This is a genomic window from Nocardia jiangsuensis, assembly GCF_042650385.1.
Classification (GTDB): Bacteria; Actinomycetota; Actinomycetes; order Mycobacteriales; family Mycobacteriaceae; genus Nocardia; species Nocardia jiangsuensis.
The window spans coordinates 327,214-345,481 of the sequence record NZ_JBHSAX010000014.1; the positions used below are offsets into that span (position 1 = coordinate 327,214).

Below are 18,268 nucleotides of genomic sequence, written 5' to 3' on the forward strand. Positions count from 1 at the left end.
GCGAACCGGAAGCGGGTGTCGGCCGCGAAGTCTCGGTGCCGGGTGCGTTCTCAGACTCGCTGCCCGACCTGTTCGAACCCAGGCACCGGACCGCTGGCAAACCGCTAGGGTTCCGTTGGAGACGAGCCGACGTGGGGGAGGCACCGGATGATCGTCGAGAAGTGGACAGCCGTCGAGGTCAAAGCGCTTCGGACAGCGGCACTTCGGGAGACTCAGGAGCAGTTCGCCGAGCGACTCGGCTGGGGCCCCTCGACCATTCGGGCATGGGAGCGATCAGCCGTCGGGCGCACCGTGCGCGCGAGCCGGGCCGAAGACCTCGACACCGTGCTTCGCAGGCTCACCCCGGAGCAGGCGCAGCGCTTCGCCGTCGCGCTCTCCACGTCCCATCCCGGCCCGCTGGTGCATCCTGGAATCGCGACCGGTCAACACGAGGCCGTGACCGAGGAGGATGCTGACGTGAGACGCCGTGAATTCGGCAAGGTCGCCGCCGTCATGGCGACGCTGCCCGCATTGGGCCATCCTGCGCAGGCGCGCATCGGCGCCGAGGACGTGCAGCGCCTCGCCGCCGCCGTTGCCGAGCTGATCGCCGCGGACCAACAGGTCGGCGGCGCGCCGCTCGTCGAGGCGGCCGTCGCCACTCTCGATCGCACCCTCGCCCTGCTCGACAGCACCGCTTACAGCGACGCGACCGGCCGCGCACTCATGTCCGCCACCGGCAACCTCGCTGTACAGACGGGGTGGCTCGCCTTCGATGCCGACCGCCACAGCCTCGCCCGCCGCTGCCACGCCGATGCCTTCGCTCTCGCGTCCGGTTCGAACGACGAGGAACTGACCGCCCACGTGTGCCTCAACGCTGCGAACCAGGCCATCGCGCTCGCACGCCGAGGCAGCGGATCTCCCTCTTACGCAATAACTATGATCGGCCGCGCCCGCGACCTCATGCGGGGCAGGCCACCCGGCCGCATCCACGCGCTCATCTCCGTGCGGGCCGCGCAGGCGCACGGCGTGGCCCGAGACCGGCATGGCTTCGGCCGCGCGATCACGACCGCATGGCGAGAGCTCGACGCCGCGCGGGAGTTCGAGTCGGTCGACGACTGCCCGGAGTGGCTGCGGTTCGTGTCTCCGTCCGAGGTCCGAGCGCACGAGGCACGCGGCCACCACGATCTCGGCGACCCGGCCCGCGCGGTCGAGCTGTACGAGGTCACATGCAGTGAGCCCGCTCAGCCGCGCAACGCGCTCAACGACCGCGCGTGGCTGGCCGCCACTCGGGCCGTGCTGGGCGACACCCGGGGGGCGCTGGAGGAGGGCGCGGCGGTACTCGCGACGCTGGAGGAGTCTGTGCGCTCGCCGCGCACGCTGAAGGCGCTCGCTCCGGTGCGCGCCACGGGCGATGCGGACTTCGCTGCGAGATTCGACGCTCTCGTAGCGGAAGGCATTGTATGACAGTTCAATTCGACCGATACGCCGCCGCAGAGGCCCGTGAGCGGCGCGACATCGTGCAACGCGTCTACGAGCACGCCTACACCGATGCCATCGCCGGCGGCGACCCATTCGACCAGGTGTCCGCCTTCATGGGCAGGTTCGATGCCTACACCGACCCGGCCCGGTCGGCAGGCTTCGACCTGGTTACAGCCACCGACGATGGTGAGCCGGTCGGCCAGACGTGGGGCTGGCCGCTGCGCCCCGGCGCCGCGGGCTGGGAGGGTCTGGTGCTCGACGAGGGCGACGTCGACGAGTTCACCGAGGAGGACGGCAGGCGCACGTTCGCGCTGAGCGAGATCATGGTTGTGAAATCGCATGTCGGCCAGGGTATTGCACGGGCGTTGCACGACCAGTTGCTGGCGGCCAGGCCGGAGCAGCGCGCTTCGCTGTTGGTGATCCCGGACAACCGGCGCGCCTACGACCGGTATCGCCGGTGGGGCTGGCGTCGGGTGGGGACGCTGCGCCCGAGCTGGCCGGATGCTCCGACTTTCGACGTGTTGGATCTACCGCTGCCGCTCGGCTGAGCAAACCGGCGCGAGCAGGGCCGCACTGCCTGAAGCGGACTACGACAAGCCGGCGGCGATCCAGCAGTACCGCGAGGCGTTCGATCGCCTCGTCGCCGCCGGCTTGTCGACAGCAGACAGCAAGCAAGCGATCCGGCGCATAGCGAGGAGTACGAGCAGCAACAGCGCCCCGAACCTACAGCTTGGTTCGGGGCGCTCGGCGTTGGTGGGCCGCGACCCTACTCCCGTGAGTGCCGCGACCTGGGAGGTTCATCATTGCGCGGCCACCCCTGCGGCGGCGGCACCGGCGCTCGCGTCCCCTGCGGGGGCGTCGGCGCATCCGCCCACGACGAACTCGGCTTCATGGGCCGCCGTTTCCCGGACTCGTCCGCCCGGGAAGAACCGGCCGGACGCCGGACCCGTTCGGTCCCCTGCCCAGGCGTGCGCGAACCGGCCCGCGCGGGCTTCCGCGCATCGACCGGCCGACGCGATGAACGAACCCGCTCCTTCGCCTTCCCGCCGAACGGCCGCGCCAGCACCGTCGCGATGATCGTCGTGAGCGGCACCGACAGCGCCAGCGCGATACCACCGACCGCCGACCGCGCGATCTCGATCGCCACCGCATCCCCGACCAGCACATCCCTGATCGACCGCCCCGCCACACTGAACAGCAGCAGCAGCGGCAACGCACCACCGGCGTAGGCGAGCACCAGCGTGTACACGGTGCTGGCGATGTGATCCCGCCCGACCCGCATGGCAGCGGCGAAGATCTCCCGCCGCGTTGCCTTCTCATCCAACGCGGCCATCTCGAAGGCAGCCGCCGCCTGCGTGATGGTGACGTCGTTGAGCACGCCGAGCGAACCGATGATGAACCCCGCCAGCAGCAGCCCGGTGATACTCACGTGCTCCAGATACGTGGCGACGTTGGTGTTCTGTTCCTCGGAGAGCCCGGTGATCCGGGTCATCTTGATGACGACCCAGGAGAGCACCGCCGCCACCACCATCGAGGTCAGCGTGCCGAGCAGCGCCGAACTGGTCCGCAGGTTCACCCCGTGCGCCAGATAGAGCACGGAGTAGAGGATCAGCGAACCCGCGACCAGCGCGACCGGGATCGCGGGCTTGCCGTCGAGCAGCGCGGGCAGCATGAAGACCACGAGCACGCCGAAGGCGAAGCCGAGCCCGAGCAGCGCCCGCAATCCGCGCCAGCGCGCGACCACGATGATCACCACGACGAACGCGATCACGATGAGCGTCAGCGGGAACCCGCGCGCGTAGTCGTCGAACGAGTACATCGGCGTGCCCGAGGGATCCGCCTGCCTGACCATCCGGATCTCGTCGCCGACCCGCAGATCCGGCTGCCCCGGCCCCGGCGCGATCTCGAAGAGCGTGCGATTGCCCTGGTGCACACCGGAGTCGATGGTGATCAGCGAACGCTGGCATTCGTAGGCATTGGTGCGCGGCGCCTCGGGGGCGTCGGCGAAGACCTTGCCGATCGAGGGGCTGCCGCACGGCCCGATGTCCTGCTGGACCACCGTCCCGGCCTCGGTCTGCACCGCGCCGCCGCCCGCGTTCTGCATGGGCAGCGGGATCTCGACGTGCTGCTTGCTCGGCCAGAGCAGAACCGTGCCCGCCACCACCAGGATGCCGATCACGGCGAGCAGGCCGACGACCACCCTGGCCGCGGTCGCGCCGATCGCGATGGGACCGGAGTGGTCGTGATGGTGGTGGTGATGATCGCTCACCGGGCGAGCTTAAAGGATGTGGTTGTCATGTCCGCGAGTGCGCGGGAGGGTTGCCGCGAGGGCGGCGGGAAGGGGAATTCGGGAAGGGGCGGCGGAGAGCAGGGGGATGTCTCCGCCGCCCGCGAGCCGACGGCCCAGGGGGGTAGGCGGCCGGACCCGATGATCGGATTGTCCAGGGGGGGTAGACAATCCGACCGGGCACTCGAAAGTGCCGAGGCCCACTGTACACAAACGTCCTCGTTTTGCGCTAGTCAGTCTTCAAAACTCGGATGTATCCATACATAGGGTTTGTTTCACCCCGCTTAAACAGGGGCTTTACTGCCTGTAGGAGGAGAGAAAGTTCCCGAAGCGCTCGATGGCGACGGCCAGATCGCGGGCCCATGGCAGCGTCACGATGCGCAGGTGGTCGTGGTTCGGCCAGTTGAAGCCGGTGCCCTGCACCACCAGGATCTTCTCCTGGAGCAGCAGGTCGAGCACGAGTTTCTGATCGTCGTGGATCTCGTGCACCTCGGGGTCGAGCCGGGGGAAGGCGTAGAGCGCGCCCTTCGGCTTCACACAGGAGACGCCGGGGATCATGTTGAGCCGCTCCCACGCGACGTCGCGCTGCTCCAGCAGCCTGCCGCCGGGCAGGATCAGGTCGTCGATGCTCTGGTGCCCGCCGAGCGCCACCTGGATGGCGTGCTGCGCGGGCACATTCGGGCAGAGCCGCGAGGAGCAGAGCAGGTCGATGCCCTCCAGGAAGCCGGCGGCGTGCTCCTTGGGGCCGGTGATGGCGAGCCAGCCGGAGCGGTACCCGGCCACCCGGTACGCTTTGGAGAGGCCGTTGAAGGTGAGACAGAGCAGGTCCGGGGCCATGGTGGCGAGCGAGATGTGCTTGGCGTCGTCGTACAGGATCTTGTCGTAGATCTCGTCGGCGAGCAGCAGCAGCTGGTGCCTGCGGGCCACGTCGGCGAGCTGCTGCAGCACCTCGGCGGAGTAGACCGCGCCGGTCGGGTTGTTCGGGTTGATCACCAGCAGCGCCTTGGTGCGGTCGGTGATCTTCGATTCGATGTCGGCGATGTCGGGCTGCCAGCCGTTGGCTTCGTCGCAGAGGTAGTGCACCGGGGTGCCGCCTGCCAGGCTGGTCATGGCGGTCCAGAGCGGGTAGTCCGGCGCGGGGATGAGCACCTCGTCGCCGTTGTCGAGCAGCGCCTGCATGGTGATGGTGATCAGCTCGGAGACGCCGTTGCCCAGGTAGACGTGGTCCACGTCGAGCTCGGGGAAGCCGGGGACCAGCTCGTACCTGGTGACGATGGCGCGGCGCGCGGGCAGTATCCCCTTCGACTCCGAGTACCCCTGCGCGTTCGGGAGCGCGGCGATGATGTCGCGCATGATCACGTCGGGGGCCTCGAAGCCGAACGGCGCCGGGTTGCCGATATTGAGCTTGAGGATGCGGTGCCCCTCGGCCTCCAGCCGTGCCGCCTGCGCGTTCACCGGTCCACGAATCTCGTAGACGACGTTCTGCAGTTTCGTGGACTGCTCGAGCACACGCTGGGCGGGATGACTGGGGCTCACCCGCTCCATGGTGCCACCAACCGCAACCGGATATCCGGCCCGGCTACCCTCCGGTAGCGAAAGGGGCCGGTTTCGCCGGACTGGACTCCTCGCAGGTCAGCCCTGGCCCCCGGGAATGCGGCGGACCGCCGTGCTCGCGCAGAACTCCTCGATCCGCTCGTCCAGTTCGCGCGCTCCGGCGGCATCCCGGAAGTGCGGCGCGGCGATCCGCCTGCGCACGCCGCCGAGCCGCTCCTGCAGCTGTTTGATCCGCTTGTCCTCATCCAGCGCGAGAACAGGCAGCAGTGCCTCGGCGGCGCCGTCCAGGCTGCCGTTCACCAGGTGCGCGGTGGCATTGTCGACGCGGGCCAGCGACTCGGCGCCGTACGAGCGCTGGTGCGAGGGGCCGCTGGCGTAGAGCTCGATGGCCTGCTCGGTGGCTGCCAGCGCGGGATCGGCGCGGCCGAGGTCGATGAGCGTCGCTCCGGCGTAGTACTTGGCCTTGGCCGCGCCGAAGCCGAAGACCCCGCCGATCTCGTCGTGCAGCAGATCGGCGGCGCCCGCGCTCGCCCTGGCGTCCTCGGCGGCGTGGATGCAGCGTTCGACGTCGTCCACGCTGCCGAGCCGGGACCAGATCCGGGCCTCGATGTTCAGCAGCCGCACCCGCGCGGTCGGCGAGTCGGCGTAGTCCAGCCCGCTGCGGGCGAGCTCGACGCCGCGCCGCGGGCGGTCCGACCAGTACTCGATGAGCGCGTGCATGCCCCTGGTCCAGGCGCGCAGCCCGTTGTGTCTGCTCAGCTCCCCGTAGGCGAAGGCCGCGCGCACCTGGTCGCCCGCCGCGTCGTAGTGCCCGAGGTCGGTGCTGGCATTGGCGAGCAACCCGGACAGGATGCCTGCCAGCAGATACAGGTGGCTGGTGTCGGCGGGCTGCTGGCGCCCCTCGAGTAGTCGGTAGACGCGGCGGCGCACCCGCATCATCTCGACCGCCATCGGTATCGGCGGGATGTGCACGTAGTCGTTCGCGATCCGCGACACGTCGGCGTCGAGCTGTTCCAGCGTGGTCGAGCCCACATTCGTGCTCTCGGCCCGGCCCGCGTGTTCGCTGGCCTCATGGGCAGCAGCCATGATCAGATCCCTCTCCGAAACCGCAGTCAGCGCATCGCCCCTCAGTGCGCCGGTGTCTACCAGCGCAAGCAGATCCGCGTCGCTGGAATACCCGATGCGCGCTCCGGCGCGAGCGCGCTGCTGGTTGTCGGGCTGCTGGGGATCGGGCGGCGGAACGGACGGGCGTTCCTCCTGTGCATGCTCGATCAGCGCCGCGAAACGTGCCCGCACGACATCGTCGGACCTGGCGAGGGATGTATCCAGAGCGGCTTGATTGATCGGTCGTGGGCGGACCCGGGCGCCGCCCGCCTCCCACTTCGACACCAGGCGTTCGTGCACGCCGAGATGGGCGGCGAACTCCCGGATACTCATGCGCTTGGCATCGCGAAGGGCCCGGGCCTCTCTTCCTGACCAGTGCCGGACCACGATGACATCCCTTCCCGCACGAACTCTCCATCCCAGGGTACGGGCGGTTTGTGGGTGCGGCCACAAGGAATTCGCAATCGCTATCAGTGGCAGTGCCGGTGGGGCAGCGCAGGGGCAGCGCTCCGCTGGCGCGGGTGCGCTGCCGAGGCCGGGCGAAGCACGCCATGCTTGGGTCCATGGCAGGCGAGGAGGTGGCCGTGGGCATCGACGAGCCGATCACCGTGCACGACTGGGTGACCCACTACCGCGACGAGTACGGCCTACCGGTGGCCGAGCGCGGGGGCTACCTCATGCTGCCGATCACCGGGCGGCTCGGGGTGGTGCACGTGCCCGCCGTGCGCGCGCACCGGGTGCGCGCCGCGCTGGATCGGCACGGGTCGAGGGGTCCCGTGCTGGCCAGGCAGATTCGCTGGAGCTTCCTCGCCGAGCCGGATATCGCGCCGGGGCCGCAGGTGCTGGAGTCGCTCGGCCGCAGCGGCATCGGGCTGCCCGGCATCGGCAGCGCGGTCATGCTCCCCACCGGGTTCGGGCGCTGGACCCGGGAGGGCTGCCACTGGGTGATCCCGCCGGAGCGCGACGCCGAGCTGCCCGCGCTCTCCACCGTGCTGCGCACCGCGCTGGCCGCGACCGCCTAGCTAGGAGAAGTTCAGGTAGGAGCGGGAGGGAGTCGGGCCGCGCTGGCCCTGGTACTTGGAGCCCGCGGTCGCGCTGCCGTACGGGTGCTCGGCCGGGCTGCTCAGCCGGAACAGGCAGAGCTGGCCGATCTTCATTCCCGGCCAGAGCGTGATCGGCAGGTTCGCCACGTTGGAGAGCTCCAGCGTGATGTGCCCGCTGAAGCCGGGGTCGATGAAGCCCGCGGTGGAGTGCGTGAGCAGTCCGAGCCTGCCCAGGCTCGACTTGCCCTCCAGCCGGCCGGCCAGGTCGTCCGGGAGCGAGCAGACCTCCAGCGTGGAGCCGAGCACGAACTCGCCGGGGTGCAGCACGAACGGCTCGCCGTCGGCCGGTTCGACCAGGCTGGTCAGCTCGTCCTGGCGCTTGGCCGGGTCGATGTGGGTGTAGCGGGAGTTGTCGAAGACCCGGAACATGCGGTCGAGGCGGATGTCGATGCTCGACGGCTGGATGGCCTTCTCCAGCAGTGGCTCGACGCCGAGCCGGCCGGCGGCGATCTCGGCGCGCAGGTCACGATCGGAGAGCAGCACGGGGTGAGCGTATCGTCCGGCCGATCCGGGCGGCTCGCCCCGGGTGCGATGACGAGGCAGATATCCTCGCACCTGTTCACCGAACCGGCGGGTCGGCGCGCCCGTCCGGTGCCGGTATTCGCCAGCGACCGGAGGTTGTGCCGATGACCGACTCGAACCCGTTCGACCTGACCGGCCATGTGGCCGTGATCACCGGCGGTAATTCCGGGATCGGGCTCGGCTTCGCCCGCGGGCTGGCTCGTGCGGGGGCCGCCGTCTGCGTGATCGGGCGGAATGTGGAGCGCAACGAGGCCGCCGCCGAGGAACTGCGCGGCTTCGGCGGGCAGGTGCTCGCACTCGCCTGCGACGTCGGCGAGGAGCAGCAGGTCGTCGATACCATCGGCCGGGCCGCGGACGAGCTCGGCCGGATCGACTCCTGCTTCGTGAACGCGGGCGTTCCCCAGACGAGCACTCCGTTCCTGGAGACCAGCCTCGCCGACTTCCGCTCGGTGACCGCGATCAACCTGGACGCCGCGTTCGTCACGCTGCGCGAGGCCGCCAAGGTGATCGTCGCCCAGGGCGAGGGTGGCAGCCTGGTCGGGACGGCCAGCCTCGCCGCTCGGCAGGGTCCGGCGCGCGGGCAGTCGTACGCCGCGAGCAAGGCCGGGCTGATCGCCATGATGAACTCGATCGCCGTAGAGCTCTCCCGGCACGGGGTGCGCGCCAACTCGGTGCTGCCCGGGTGGGTCGAGACGCCGATGACCGAGGGGCTCTTCGCCTGGGACCGGTTCCGCGAGCGGGTGCAGCCGCGCGTCCCGGTCGGGCGCTGGGGGAAGACCGGGGACTTCGAGTCCGTGGCGGTGTACCTGGCGAGTCCCGCCAGCGCATTTCATACTGCTGACACGCTGCTCATCGACGGCGGATACAGCGTCTTCTGATGGCTCCGATCGGTGCGGCGATCCGGGTGTCCGGTGGGTTGATGAAGACCGGGGTGCGGGAGACTCGGGAGATCGGGGCGGAGGTGGTGCAGTTCTTCTCCGGGAATCCGCGGGGGTGGAGGGCGCCCGCTCTCGATGTCGCGGACGCCTCCGCTTTTCGCGACTACTGCGGCGAGGCCGGGATCTCTGTCTTCATCCACGCGCCGTACCTCTTGAACGTCGGCTCACCCGACCCCGCTGTGCTCGCCAATACCGTTGCCGCGCTGACCGAATGTCTGCGGCGCGCCGCGCTGATCGGTGCCATCGGGGTGGTGCTGCACGCGGGCTCGTCCATCACCCCCGACTTCCGCGCTGAGGCGCTGCGGCGGCTCCCCGCCGTGCTCGGGCCGCTGCTCGACGCCGCGCCGGCCGGGCCGCGGCTGCTCATCGAGCCGACTGCCGGGGGCGGTGCCGCGCTCGCCTCCGACAGCGCGAGTACCGTCGAGTACTTCGCGGCGCTGGACGACGAGCGGGTCGGGCTGTGCCTCGATACCTGCCATCTGCATGCCGCCGGCGAGGATCTTTCGACGCCTTATCGGCTGGCCAAGGTGCTGCGTGGGCTGGCATCAGGGGTTGGGCGGCTGGATCTGTTGCACGTCAACGACAGCCACGATCCGCGGGGATCCAAGCGGGATCGGCACGCTCGGCTCGGCACCGGAAGCCTCGGTGCCGCCCCGCTGGCGGGGTTGTTCGGTTCGCCCGCGCTGCGCAAGGTTCCGATACTGGTCGAGACGGAGAATGCCGCCGCCGGGGTCGAGCTGCTGAAGGGGCTGCGGGCTTCGGCTACGCCAGCCCGCGGCGCCACGCGATGAACTCGACCGCCGCGGCGGCCGCCTCGATTCCCTTGTTGAACTCGTCCGGCTGCGACCGTTTGTCCAGGTCCGCCAGGTCGGTGATCGGCAGCACCTCGTTGATCACCGGCGTCAGGTACTCGCGCGAGACCTCCGCGAGGCCGCGGCCGCAGGCATCCATCACCATCTCGAAGTGGTAGGTGTCGCCCTTCAGTACCGCGCCCAGGCAGATCACCGCGTCCAGCGACGGGTCGCTCCGCAGAAGCAGTGTGACCGCCAGCGGCATCTCCAGCGCGCCCGGGACGATGTGTTTCGTCGGTTCCGCGCAGCTCGCGGCACGTAACGTCGCGCGGCAGGCATCGGCCAGCCGATCCACCCGCTCGCGGTACCACTTGGACTGCACCACGGCCACTCTCGCGCCGTTCACCGCGGGCAGCTCGGAAATATCGATGGCGATCCGCACCGCTGCACGCTATCCGCCGGCAGGGTGAGGGTGTCTCGGGAAGCGCTCGAGCGCGCCGAGCGGGTGGAGCTGCGCTGTTGACGATCGTCCGTGCCGAAGTCGTTGGCGGTATCCAGCCCGCGCCACCTGCACCGACCGTCCCGTGCTGCCAGCGGCGACGCGGGCGTCAGCACCACCGTGCCCGGTCGCCGCACCTCGGCACGGACTGCCCGCCTCGCGCAACCGGAAGATTTGCATCGTCCGCTGCCTGATCTGCTACGCTGACGGTCGCGCTCAGGCGCATGCCGATGTAGTTCAATGGTAGAACTTCTGCTTCCCAAGCAGATGGCGCGGGTTCGATTCCCGTCATCGGCTCCACCACGAAGACCAGGACTTTTGTCCTGGTCTTCGTGCTTTTCGCTAGTAGCGAGCGCGGGCAGGGGGTCGCTCGGATGTGGTCGAGGGTGATCTCGAAGTTCAGCCGGAGCCTGCCGATCGCAGGTGACACCTCGATGATCAACCGCTCCGCTGTCGGCTCGCCCTCCAGGCACATCAGCACCCGGGTGGAGACATCCAGAGCGAAGTTCGTGACCTGATCCTCGAAGCCCGTCGAGCCGGTCACTCGTCGCCGAGCAGGAAGTCGATCGACTTCAGCTCGTTCCAGGCCGCGGGCTCCTCCGGGGTGAGCATGTACTGCGCCGCGAGCTCGGTGATCTCGGGCAGGTTCAGGCCGACGCGGGCCAGGACGGCGGCCCGGCGGCGGTGTAGTTCGTCGGTGGTGACGTGTTCGATGGTGACGGTCATGAGTGATCCCCCTTCACTGCAGACGGCTCTCCGGCCTCCGACTATGCCCGAGCCGAGAGGCGGACCAGGGGATACTCGCGGTCCGACTTCTTCTGGTACTTGGCGTACCGCGGCTGCGCCTCGACGATCCGCGCCCACGCCTGCTCCCGCTCGGCCCCGTCGAGCCGGGTGGCGACGACGGGGGTGGCCGATGAGCCGTGCAGTTCGACGGCGACCTGCGAGGGATTCGCGCGCAGGTTGGCGTACCAGTCGGGGTTGCGGTCGCCGCCGCCGGAGGCGATCACCACACGATCCGAACCGTCGGCGAACCAGCTGAGCGGGGTTTCCCGCGGTTCCCCGGACTTGCGGCCGACGGTGTGCAGGATCAGCACCTCCATACCCATCATCGACCCGCCTTTACGGCGGATACGGGTGGCGGTGCGGGCGTTCATCTTGCGCTGGAACCAGAGGGAGACGGACATGGTCAGCCCTTCTGGTTGATGCGGACGAGGTTGCCCGCGGGGTCGCGGAAGGCGCAGTCGCGGACGCCCCACGGCTGGTCGGTGGGCTCCTGGACGACGTCGGCGCCCGCGGCCTGGACGCGGTCGAAGGTCGCGGCGAGATCGGGGGTGGCGAGGTGGATGCGGGCGTAGCTGCCCTTCGCCAGCATGGCGGCGATGGTGTCGCGCTCGGCGGCGGCGAGGTCGGGGTCGCCGTCCACCGGGTACAGCACGATCGAGGTCGCGCCGGGCGGGGCGACGGTGATCCAGCGCAGCGCGCCGGAACCGACGTCGTCGCGGACCTCGAAGCCGAGGGCGTCGCGGTAGAAGGTGAGCGCGGCGTCGGGGTCGGTGTGCGGGAGGAAGGTCTGGTCGATGCTGAGTTCCATGCGGTCAACGCTAGGAGCACGGCGCCTACCTGCGCTTCTCGATTCCTGACCGGTTCCGGCGACGCCGGGATTCGTGCGAAAACGATTCGACCGCTTAGTATTTCCGCCCATGAGGAAAATCGCGATGCTGGTGGGTACGGCCGCGGCCGCTGCGCTGACCGTGGCGGGCGCCGGATCCGCCGCGGCGGACCCGGCGATCGACGCCTACGTGCAGGCGGCCACGGCGGCGTGTGAGTCGCACGGCTACACCTACGACGCGCAGCAGGCCGCGGCAGGCTACCGGCCCGCCACCGTGCAGTGCGTCAACCGGAACGCGCTGTCGCTCGCGTTCGTGCCGATCGCCGACGGGACTCCCTGCAACATCCTCGAGGGGCTCAATTCCCGCGCGGGCCTCGCCGCGGGCGGCGTCTGCCGCTAACTGGCGAGCAACCGCCGGAACTTGCTGCCCTGGAACACGAGCGGCTCGACATCCGCCCTGGTGGCGATGCGGTGGATCCGCAGGATGACCACGCTGTGGTCGCCTGCGGGCACCTCCACCTCCGGCACCCCTTCGATCCAGGCCGACGCACCGTCGATGAAGATCGACTCGCCGGTGCCGCGGTGCAGCTCGGAGCCGCGGAAGCGGTCGCCGTCGCGGGTGCCGAGCGCTTTGGCGGCGGCCTGCTGGTCGGTGCCGAGCAGGCTCAGCCCGAGGTGGCCCGCCTTGGCCAGCAGCGGCCAGGTGGAGCTGGAGTTCTGCACGCAGAAGGAGACCAGCGGCGGGTCGAGCGAGACCGGGACGAAGGTGCTCACCGCGAGGCCGTACGGCGTGCCGTCGATCTCGGCGGCCACCGCGACCACCCCGCTCGGGAAGTTCGAGAAGGCGCGGCGCAGGCCGGAGCCGTCAGCGGGGAACTCGAAGAGTTCATGCATGATTCGTCACTCCCGTACCCAGGATGAGCGCGTCGACCACCGGTCGCCAGCGCTCGGTATATGCGGTCAGGACTCCGTCCTCGGCGAATGTGCGGTCGGCGAGGTAGAGCCCGGGTAGCGCGGTGGTCGCGCCGATCTCGGTCAGGACCGGCTTGAGCAGCAGGTCAGGGGCGAGCGCGTGGGTGGGCCCCGCGCCGAGCATGAGGGGAACCGCGACCACCCCGGCCAGGCCGGTACCGCCGTCGAACTGCTCCAGGAAGAGCTTGAGCAGCCCGGTGTAGGTGGCCTTGAAGGTCGGGCTGGCGAAGATCACCAGGTCGGAGGCGGCGGTCTGCTCCTTGGCCGCGGTGACGGCTGGATCTCCCCAGCCGAGCAACCCCGCGCCGAATTCGACCAGGTCGACGACGGCCGGCTCCTCGCCCGGCCGCAAGCCCTCGGCCAGCAGGGTCGCGGCGGTCAGGGTGCGCGAGGCCGGCTTGGGGTTGCCGACCACGACGGTGACGGTCATGTCCTCTCCTTCCGCACGTTCAGATGACGCCGTGCAGCGGTGGCGCCGTGCCCTGCAGCAGGGCACGGCCGATGTGTTGATACTTCCACCGCGCGGGGTCGTGCAGGGTGTGCGTGCGCGCGTTGCGCCAGAAGTGGTCGAGGTCGGTGACCACGCTCGCGCTGCGGGTGCCGCCCACCTCGAAGACGGCGGCGGCGACCTCGTTCGCGGCGCGGTCGGTGAGCACCTCGGCCGCGGCGACGGGCCCGGACGCCTCGGCATCGGTGCTGCCGGGGGCAGGGGTGTGGCCGGTGGCCCGGTCGACCGCGGCACCTGCGGCGGTCGGCGCCGCCTCGCGGCGACCGCGGTCATCAGCTCACCGCCACCGGCTGCTCGGCGGCCTCCAGCTCGCGCACCAGCGGGAGCACCTCGGCGCCGAAGTACTCGATCTCCTCCTGGAAGTGCAGGAAGCCGCCGAGGATCAGGTCGACGCCGAGCTTCTTGTAGGCGACGATGCGCTCCGCGACCTGCTCCGGCGTGCCGATCAGCTGGGTGCGGAAACCGTCGTTGTACTGCACCAGGTCCTCGAAGGAGGAGTCGGCCCACATGCCCTTGCGGTCGCCGGTGGCGGCGCCCGCCTGCTGCACCGCGTCCCGGAAGCCCTCGACGGCGGGCTTGTTCGCCTTGGCGATGATCTCGCGCAGCGTCTCCTTCGCCTCCTTCTCGGTGTCCCTGGCGATGATGAAGCCGTTGAGCCCGAACTTGACCTCGCGGTTGCGCTCGCGGGCGTGCCCGCGCACGTCGGTGAGCTGCTCGGTGACGCCGTCGAAGTCCTTGCCGTTGGAGAAGTACCAGTCGGCGTGGTAGCCGCCGTTGCGGCGGGCCGCGCTGGAGTTGCCGCCCTGGAAGAGTTCCGGATTCGGGCGCTCGGGGGTGTTCAGCGGCTTGGGCTTGAGGGTGAAATCGCGGATGCGGTAGAAGTCGCCGCCGTAGTTCACCTCGTCCTCGGTCCAGATCTTGCGGATCACCTCGAGGAACTCGCCGCTGCGGCGGTACCGCTCGTCGTGCTCCAGCCACGGCTCGCCGAGCGCCTTGAACTCGCCGGCGAACCAGCCGGAGACCACGTTGATGGCGAACCGGCCGTTCGAGAGGTGGTCGGCGGTGGCGCCGAACTTGGCCAGCACCGCCGGGTGCCAGAGCCCCGGGTGCACGGCGGCGATCACTGTGAGCCGCTCGGTGGCGCCGAGCAGCGCGAGGCTGAACGAGGTGGATTCGTGCTGGAACTCGGCGCCGTACGAGGCGGTGTAGCGGACCTGGGAGAGCGCGTAGTCGAAGCCGTTGTTCTCCGCGGTCTGCGCGAGCTTCTTGTTGTACTCGAAGTCCCAGCTGGTGCGCTGCTCGATATCGCTGGTGACCAGCCCCCCGCTGACATTGGGTACCCAGTAGGCGAACCGGACCTGCTCGGCGATCTTCTCGGTGGTCATACGTGTGCTCCCTGCGGTCGGCCGTGCCCAGCCGAGTCGGGGCCGGGCGGTCGGCGCCCGGCCGGGGTCTTCCTCCATGTCAGCACCGGCGACCGGATCGGCAGAGGTTTTGAATCCCCGCGATCCGATCGCCGGTTGCCTGAAACGTCAGGCCGAAGCGAGTTCGGCCTGGTACTCCGACCGCGCGAAACGGCCCGCGGGCGCGAACTTCGCCAACAGTTCACCCGCGTCCTCTCCCGTGATGCGGGAGATGTAGGCGACGGCGTCGTCCGCGGACTCGATCTCGGCGAAGGGCTGCGGCCGGTGCAGCAGCCCGACCAGCGCGGAGGCGAACTTCGGGTGCACGGCGGCGGCGGCGAAGAAGGCATTGCCGATCTCGCCGAACTCCGGGTCGCTGAGGAAGAGCCTGGTCACCTTGGCCGCGGCCTCGGCGCGGTAGGCCAGGAACTCCGCGTACCGCGCGCCCAGCCAGGCGGCGTCGAACGGCCCGTCGTGCACGGCGGCCGCGGCGACCAGCCGCTGCGCCTGCACCAGCCCGCCCTGCGCGCCCTGCCCGGCGACCGGGTCGTGCGCGACCGCGGTGTCGCCGAGCGCGCCGACGGCGTGCCCGCTCGCGGTGAACCCGACGCCCTCGCGCACCACCGGGCGGACGGCCCCCTTCAGCCAGGAGTGCGGGTCCTCGGAGAGGTGCCTGGTGGCGAGCACCTCGGGCAGATCCCACTCGAGGTAGTCGCGGTAGAGCTGCTGCACGATCCGGTGCGCCGATTCGGCCGAGTCGGCGGCGGCGAAGCGCTGCTCCCAGTCGCTGCCAGGGCGAGCCCAGCCGATGAAGGCCCAGGTCCACCCGACATCCTTGTGCAGGTACGGCCCCCACCACGCCTCGCCCTGGTCGGCGACGATGGAGAACAGGCTGTGCGCGCCGCCGGCCGGGCTGCGGTGCGCGAAGACCTCCCGCCCGGCGCCGAGCCCGCCGACGGTGAGCGCGAGCAGCCTGCGCTGCGGCTCGTCGTAGACGGTGCGGGCGCTGTCCACCCCGAAGAGGTCGACGAGCCCGGCCTTGCCGGTGGCGACCAGGGTGAGGTCGTGCTGCGCGGCGATGCCGTCCAGCGTCTCCGGGGTCACCGCCTCGACCACGAAGTTTCCGCCCCTGCGGCGGAACTCGGTGAGCCGCTCGTCGGCCTTGAGCCTGGTGTCGACCGCGACGCCGACGTAGCCGTCGAAGGTGCCGTCGAAACTGATGAGCTCGGGGCGCTCCGGGCCGGGGCCCGCGATGCGCACGCTGAGCCCGGTGTGCCGGGGCGCCCGGCCGGTGTAGCTGTCCAGCCCGAGCGCGGATTCGGCCTGCTGCACCTCGCCGAACTCCAGCGCGGTGCCGGTGGCCGGGACGTCGTCGCGCAGTGCGCGCTGGTCCCTTTCGCTGTAGAGAGTCACGTCGAACCCGGCGTCGAGCAGGCCGAGTGCCGCCGTGACACCGGTCTGTCCGGCGCCCACGATCGCCGCGCTGCGGGTGCCGGGGGTGGAGGAAGTAGTCGATGTCATACCGGAATGGTGCGGGCGGCGCGCACGGGGCTGGAGTATTGCGATCAGAGAGAATGGATTCCGGCTATTGCCCGGCGGTAGCCGTACCCTCGGCGGTATGTCGTTCGATATCACCGAACTCAGCGGCGACCGGTCCGAACAGTACCGTCAGCTGCGCGAACAGGCCGAATCGCTGCTCGCCGGAGAAACCGACCGGGTGGCCAATTCCGCGAATCTCGCGGCATTGATATTCCACGCCCTGCCGGATTTGAATTGGGCCGGTTTCTATTTCACACGGGGTGGAGAACTGGTCGTCGGACCATTTCAGGGCAAGCCGGCGTGCGTGCGGATCGCGTGGGGGCGCGGAGTGTGCGGGACCGCGGCGGCCACCGGGGAGACGCAGGTGGTGGCGGATGTGCACGCCTTCCCGGGCCACATCGCCTGCGATGCCGACAGCCGGTCGGAGATCGTGGTGCCTCTGCGGCATGGCGGTGCGGTGGTCGGGGTGCTGGATCTGGACAGCCCGAAGCCCGGCCGGTTCGACGAGGTCGACCGGGCCGGGCTGGAGGGGTTGGCGGCGGTCTTCGTCGAGACGCTCAGCGACTGAGCGTCTCCTGGCGGACCTCGGAGTCGGGCAGGGCGGTCGAGTCCGGGCCGCCCAGGCGGTAACTCGCGCCGCGGTGCTCGGGCGGCAGCCGGTCGCCGCGGCCGAAGAGGGCGTTCCGCGGGGTGCCTGGCACGTATCCGGTCATACGGGCTTCCGCTCCCCCGCGCTCCAGGCGAAGGGCAGCTCGGCGCCGTTCAGCAGGTGGTCGCCGATGGCCCGCGCCTTCTGGATGGCCGGGTTGTGCACCGAGACGGTGCGGGCATTGCGCCAGTGCCGGTCCAACCGCAGCTTCTCCGAGGTGATCGAGGCGCCGCCCACCTCGAAGAGCAGCGAGGTGGCGGGCAGCACGGTCTCGATCACGCCGATCTGCGCCTGCGCGGCGGAAAGCTCGACCGCGACCAGGTCCTGCTCGTCTTCGGCGCCCGCCGCGAGCACGCGATCGAGTTCGTCGGCGACGGCGAGCACGGTGGCCCGCGCGGTGAAGGCGGCGGCGGAGAGCTTGCCGATCACCTGCTGCACCAGCGGGTCGTGCCGCGGCAGGTCGCCCGCCGAGTGGGTGTAGCCGCGGGTGCGCTGCGCGACCCACTCGCGGGTGTCGCGCTCGGCCCGCGCGGCGATCCCGGCCAACACCGCGAGCTGGAAGAGCTGCAGGTAGCCGGTGGAGTAGGTGGCGCCGGGGTTGCCGTAGCCGGGGCCGAGAATCCGGTCCTCCGGCACGACGACACCGTTGAACTCGGTGGTGCCGCTGGCGGTGAGCCGCTGGCCGAAGCCGTCCCAGTCGTCGTGCTGGCGCACGCCGTCGGCGGCGGCGTCGACCAGGATGCCGAGCCGCTCGCCGTCCCGGTCGGCGGCGACCAGGATGTGGTCGGCGTAGAGCGAGCCGGTGCTGTAGTACTTGGTGCCGTCGAGCACCCAGTCGTCACCCCGCCTGGTGAGCCGCGTCTGGTACCGGTCCACCGCGCCGACGCCCGGCTCGGTGATGGCATTGCCGACCAGTGTCCCGGCGCCGACCTTGCGCAGCCACTCGTCGCGCACCGGACCCGCCCCGGCGAGCAGTTGGTCCTCGACGAAGACGAAGTGCACCCGCAGCGCCTGCGGCAGGTTCGACTCCGCCGCGGCCAGGTCGATGAGCAGCCGGAACAGCTGCCGCACGCTCGCGCCGTAGCCGCCGGACTCCACCGGTGCCCGCAGTGCGCCGAAGCGGGCGGTGCGCAGCTCGGCCACCTCGTCGTAGGCGAGCCTGCGATCCACTTCGCGCTCGACCGCGCCATCGGCGATCCGCGCGAAGATCGGCTGGAAGATCCGGTCGAGTTCGGCGTCTGTCGTCTGCTGCGACTGGGTGGAGGTCATGGCCCAACGATGACCGAGCCCGGCCCCGGCCTCACCCGTTGCGTTCAGGCGGATCGGAAT

The 18,268-nt window shown here is 70.2% G+C and carries 22 protein-coding genes, 1 tRNA gene and 1 pseudogene; 9 read left to right on the top strand and 15 right to left on the bottom strand.

All coding sequences use genetic code 11. The annotated features are described in order from the left end of the window. Positions 1-147 precede the first annotated feature (147 nt). Complete coding sequence (locus ACFO0B_RS15810; RefSeq protein ID WP_378613204.1) at positions 148-1,443, top strand: hypothetical protein; 1,296 nt, start codon at positions 148-150, stop codon at positions 1,441-1,443. Then, positions 1,440-2,006: a GNAT family N-acetyltransferase gene (locus ACFO0B_RS15815; protein ID WP_378613205.1), complete on the top strand. Its 567-nt coding sequence runs from the start codon at positions 1,440-1,442 to the stop codon at positions 2,004-2,006. The genes ACFO0B_RS15810 and ACFO0B_RS15815 overlap by 4 nt, the downstream gene beginning before the upstream one ends. A 461-nt stretch (positions 2,007-2,467) precedes the next feature. Here the strand turns inward: ACFO0B_RS15815 and ACFO0B_RS15820 are convergent. From ACFO0B_RS15820 to ACFO0B_RS15830, 3 genes and pseudogenes are all read right to left on the bottom strand, one after another. Then, a pseudogene (locus ACFO0B_RS15820) lies at positions 2,468-3,727 on the bottom strand (YibE/F family protein); the annotation flags it as partial. A gap of 315 nt (positions 3,728-4,042) precedes the next feature. Continuing rightward, positions 4,043-5,290, bottom strand: a complete 1,248-nt coding sequence (locus ACFO0B_RS15825; protein ID WP_378613206.1) for a pyridoxal phosphate-dependent aminotransferase — start codon at positions 5,288-5,290, stop codon at positions 4,043-4,045. A gap of 87 nt (positions 5,291-5,377) precedes the next feature. Beyond that, positions 5,378-6,385, bottom strand: a complete 1,008-nt coding sequence (locus tag ACFO0B_RS15830) for an XRE family transcriptional regulator (protein WP_449289793.1) — start codon at positions 6,383-6,385, stop codon at positions 5,378-5,380. Between ACFO0B_RS15830 and ACFO0B_RS31525 the strand changes: the two genes are divergently transcribed. After that, a complete protein-coding gene (locus tag ACFO0B_RS31525) occupies positions 6,371-6,775 on the top strand; it encodes a hypothetical protein (RefSeq protein WP_449289794.1) in 405 nt (134 codons plus the stop codon). The two genes, ACFO0B_RS15830 and ACFO0B_RS31525, sit on opposite strands and share 15 nt — an antisense overlap. A 191-nt stretch (positions 6,776-6,966) precedes the next feature. Further along, a complete protein-coding gene (locus ACFO0B_RS15835; protein ID WP_378613208.1) occupies positions 6,967-7,425 on the top strand; it encodes a hypothetical protein in 459 nt (152 codons plus the stop codon). On the opposite strand, the gene dcd is transcribed toward ACFO0B_RS15835, so the two are convergent. Then, positions 7,426-7,989, bottom strand: coding sequence for a dCTP deaminase (gene dcd / locus ACFO0B_RS15840; protein WP_378613209.1), 564 nt, complete (start codon positions 7,987-7,989; stop codon positions 7,426-7,428). A 143-nt stretch (positions 7,990-8,132) separates the two neighbouring features. Between dcd and ACFO0B_RS15845 the strand changes: the two genes are divergently transcribed. Together ACFO0B_RS15845 and ACFO0B_RS15850 are read left to right on the top strand one after the other, a co-directional pair. Further along, the gene (locus tag ACFO0B_RS15845) at positions 8,133-8,906 is read left to right on the top strand and encodes an SDR family NAD(P)-dependent oxidoreductase (protein WP_378613210.1); all 774 of its coding nucleotides are present in this window, start codon (positions 8,133-8,135) and stop codon (positions 8,904-8,906) included. Continuing rightward, a complete protein-coding gene (locus ACFO0B_RS15850; protein ID WP_378613211.1) occupies positions 8,906-9,757 on the top strand; it encodes a deoxyribonuclease IV in 852 nt (283 codons plus the stop codon). The genes ACFO0B_RS15845 and ACFO0B_RS15850 overlap by 1 nt, the downstream gene beginning before the upstream one ends. Here the strand turns inward: ACFO0B_RS15850 and ribH are convergent. Next, positions 9,729-10,199, bottom strand: a complete 471-nt coding sequence (gene ribH, locus ACFO0B_RS15855) for a 6,7-dimethyl-8-ribityllumazine synthase (RefSeq protein ID WP_378613212.1) — start codon at positions 10,197-10,199, stop codon at positions 9,729-9,731. The genes ACFO0B_RS15850 and ribH overlap by 29 nt on opposite strands. A gap of 283 nt (positions 10,200-10,482) precedes the next feature. Between ribH and ACFO0B_RS15860 the strand changes: the two genes are divergently transcribed. Continuing rightward, a tRNA-Gly gene (locus tag ACFO0B_RS15860) sits at positions 10,483-10,556 on the top strand. A gap of 240 nt (positions 10,557-10,796) precedes the next feature. Here the strand turns inward: ACFO0B_RS15860 and ACFO0B_RS15865 are convergent. From ACFO0B_RS15865 to ACFO0B_RS15875, 3 genes are read right to left on the bottom strand one after another with little or no spacing between them, the layout of a single operon-like run. Beyond that, positions 10,797-10,982, bottom strand: coding sequence for a hypothetical protein (locus tag ACFO0B_RS15865; RefSeq protein WP_378613213.1), 186 nt, complete (start codon positions 10,980-10,982; stop codon positions 10,797-10,799). Positions 10,983-11,023: 41 nt separating this feature from the next. Further along, positions 11,024-11,443: a nitroreductase family deazaflavin-dependent oxidoreductase gene (locus tag ACFO0B_RS15870; protein ID WP_378613214.1), complete on the bottom strand. Its 420-nt coding sequence runs from the start codon at positions 11,441-11,443 to the stop codon at positions 11,024-11,026. 2 nt (positions 11,444-11,445) lie between these two features. Then, positions 11,446-11,850, bottom strand: a complete 405-nt coding sequence (locus tag ACFO0B_RS15875) for a VOC family protein (RefSeq protein WP_378613215.1) — start codon at positions 11,848-11,850, stop codon at positions 11,446-11,448. A 109-nt stretch (positions 11,851-11,959) separates the two neighbouring features. Between ACFO0B_RS15875 and ACFO0B_RS15880 the strand changes: the two genes are divergently transcribed. Next, on the top strand, positions 11,960-12,268 hold the full coding sequence (locus tag ACFO0B_RS15880) for a hypothetical protein (protein ID WP_378613216.1): 309 nt from the start codon (positions 11,960-11,962) through the stop codon (positions 12,266-12,268). Here ACFO0B_RS15880 and ACFO0B_RS15885 read toward each other — a convergent pair. The 5 genes from ACFO0B_RS15885 to ACFO0B_RS15905 form a co-directional block, all read right to left on the bottom strand. After that, a complete protein-coding gene (locus tag ACFO0B_RS15885; protein WP_378613217.1) occupies positions 12,265-12,762 on the bottom strand; it encodes a flavin reductase family protein in 498 nt (165 codons plus the stop codon). The genes ACFO0B_RS15880 and ACFO0B_RS15885 overlap by 4 nt on opposite strands. Further along, positions 12,755-13,270 carry an NADPH-dependent FMN reductase gene (locus ACFO0B_RS15890; protein ID WP_378613218.1) on the bottom strand — a complete coding sequence of 172 codons (516 nt, stop codon included), beginning with the start codon at positions 13,268-13,270 and terminating at the stop codon, positions 12,755-12,757. The genes ACFO0B_RS15885 and ACFO0B_RS15890 overlap by 8 nt, the downstream gene beginning before the upstream one ends. Positions 13,271-13,289: 19 nt before the next feature. Further along, positions 13,290-13,496, bottom strand: coding sequence for a hypothetical protein (locus ACFO0B_RS15895; protein ID WP_378613219.1), 207 nt, complete (start codon positions 13,494-13,496; stop codon positions 13,290-13,292). 124 nt (positions 13,497-13,620) lie between these two features. After that, complete coding sequence (sfnG, locus tag ACFO0B_RS15900; RefSeq protein ID WP_378613220.1) at positions 13,621-14,733, bottom strand: dimethylsulfone monooxygenase SfnG; 1,113 nt, start codon at positions 14,731-14,733, stop codon at positions 13,621-13,623. A 147-nt stretch (positions 14,734-14,880) separates the two neighbouring features. After that, positions 14,881-16,272: a styrene monooxygenase/indole monooxygenase family protein gene (locus ACFO0B_RS15905; RefSeq protein WP_378613221.1), complete on the bottom strand. Its 1,392-nt coding sequence runs from the start codon at positions 16,270-16,272 to the stop codon at positions 14,881-14,883. Between the two features lie 97 nt (positions 16,273-16,369). On the opposite strand from ACFO0B_RS15905, the gene ACFO0B_RS15910 reads away from it, so the two are divergent. Continuing rightward, positions 16,370-16,858 (top strand): GAF domain-containing protein, encoded by a 489-nt coding sequence (locus tag ACFO0B_RS15910; protein ID WP_378613223.1) that lies wholly within the window; start codon positions 16,370-16,372, stop codon positions 16,856-16,858. Here the strand turns inward: ACFO0B_RS15910 and ACFO0B_RS15915 are convergent. Then, the gene (locus tag ACFO0B_RS15915; RefSeq protein ID WP_378613224.1) at positions 16,848-17,003 is read right to left on the bottom strand and encodes a hypothetical protein; all 156 of its coding nucleotides are present in this window, start codon (positions 17,001-17,003) and stop codon (positions 16,848-16,850) included. The genes ACFO0B_RS15910 and ACFO0B_RS15915 overlap by 11 nt on opposite strands. Further along, the gene (locus ACFO0B_RS15920; protein ID WP_378613225.1) at positions 17,000-18,208 is read right to left on the bottom strand and encodes an acyl-CoA dehydrogenase family protein; all 1,209 of its coding nucleotides are present in this window, start codon (positions 18,206-18,208) and stop codon (positions 17,000-17,002) included. Before ACFO0B_RS15920 ends, ACFO0B_RS15915 begins: the two co-directional genes overlap by 4 nt. Positions 18,209-18,268 lie beyond the last annotated feature (60 nt).

Bases quoted from the DNA above. Each gene is read 5' to 3' on its own strand.
- sfnG (WP_378613220.1), bottom strand. From the start codon at position 14,733: ATGACCACCGAGAAGATCGCCGAGCAGGTCCGGTTCGCCTACTGGGTA.
- ACFO0B_RS15850 (WP_378613211.1), top strand. From the start codon at position 8,906: ATGGCTCCGATCGGTGCGGCGATCCGGGTGTCCGGTGGGTTGATGAAG.
- ACFO0B_RS15845 (WP_378613210.1), top strand. From the start codon at position 8,133: ATGACCGACTCGAACCCGTTCGACCTGACCGGCCATGTGGCCGTGATC.
- ACFO0B_RS15830 (WP_449289793.1), bottom strand. From the start codon at position 6,385: ATGGCTGCTGCCCATGAGGCCAGCGAACACGCGGGCCGGGCCGAGAGC.
- ACFO0B_RS15910 (WP_378613223.1), top strand. From the start codon at position 16,370: ATGTCGTTCGATATCACCGAACTCAGCGGCGACCGGTCCGAACAGTAC.
- ACFO0B_RS15880 (WP_378613216.1), top strand. From the start codon at position 11,960: ATGAGGAAAATCGCGATGCTGGTGGGTACGGCCGCGGCCGCTGCGCTG.
- ACFO0B_RS15865 (WP_378613213.1), bottom strand. From the start codon at position 10,982: ATGACCGTCACCATCGAACACGTCACCACCGACGAACTACACCGCCGC.
- ACFO0B_RS15810 (WP_378613204.1), top strand. From the start codon at position 148: ATGATCGTCGAGAAGTGGACAGCCGTCGAGGTCAAAGCGCTTCGGACA.
- ACFO0B_RS15890 (WP_378613218.1), bottom strand. From the start codon at position 13,270: ATGACCGTCACCGTCGTGGTCGGCAACCCCAAGCCGGCCTCGCGCACC.
- ACFO0B_RS15885 (WP_378613217.1), bottom strand. From the start codon at position 12,762: ATGCATGAACTCTTCGAGTTCCCCGCTGACGGCTCCGGCCTGCGCCGC.
- ACFO0B_RS15835 (WP_378613208.1), top strand. From the start codon at position 6,967: ATGGCAGGCGAGGAGGTGGCCGTGGGCATCGACGAGCCGATCACCGTG.
- ACFO0B_RS31525 (WP_449289794.1), top strand. From the start codon at position 6,371: ATGGGCAGCAGCCATGATCAGATCCCTCTCCGAAACCGCAGTCAGCGC.
- ACFO0B_RS15920 (WP_378613225.1), bottom strand. From the start codon at position 18,208: ATGACCTCCACCCAGTCGCAGCAGACGACAGACGCCGAACTCGACCGG.
- ACFO0B_RS15825 (WP_378613206.1), bottom strand. From the start codon at position 5,290: ATGGAGCGGGTGAGCCCCAGTCATCCCGCCCAGCGTGTGCTCGAGCAG.
- ACFO0B_RS15870 (WP_378613214.1), bottom strand. From the start codon at position 11,443: ATGTCCGTCTCCCTCTGGTTCCAGCGCAAGATGAACGCCCGCACCGCC.
- ACFO0B_RS15815 (WP_378613205.1), top strand. From the start codon at position 1,440: ATGACAGTTCAATTCGACCGATACGCCGCCGCAGAGGCCCGTGAGCGG.
- ACFO0B_RS15915 (WP_378613224.1), bottom strand. From the start codon at position 17,003: ATGACCGGATACGTGCCAGGCACCCCGCGGAACGCCCTCTTCGGCCGC.
- ACFO0B_RS15875 (WP_378613215.1), bottom strand. From the start codon at position 11,850: ATGGAACTCAGCATCGACCAGACCTTCCTCCCGCACACCGACCCCGAC.
- ACFO0B_RS15905 (WP_378613221.1), bottom strand. From the start codon at position 16,272: ATGACATCGACTACTTCCTCCACCCCCGGCACCCGCAGCGCGGCGATC.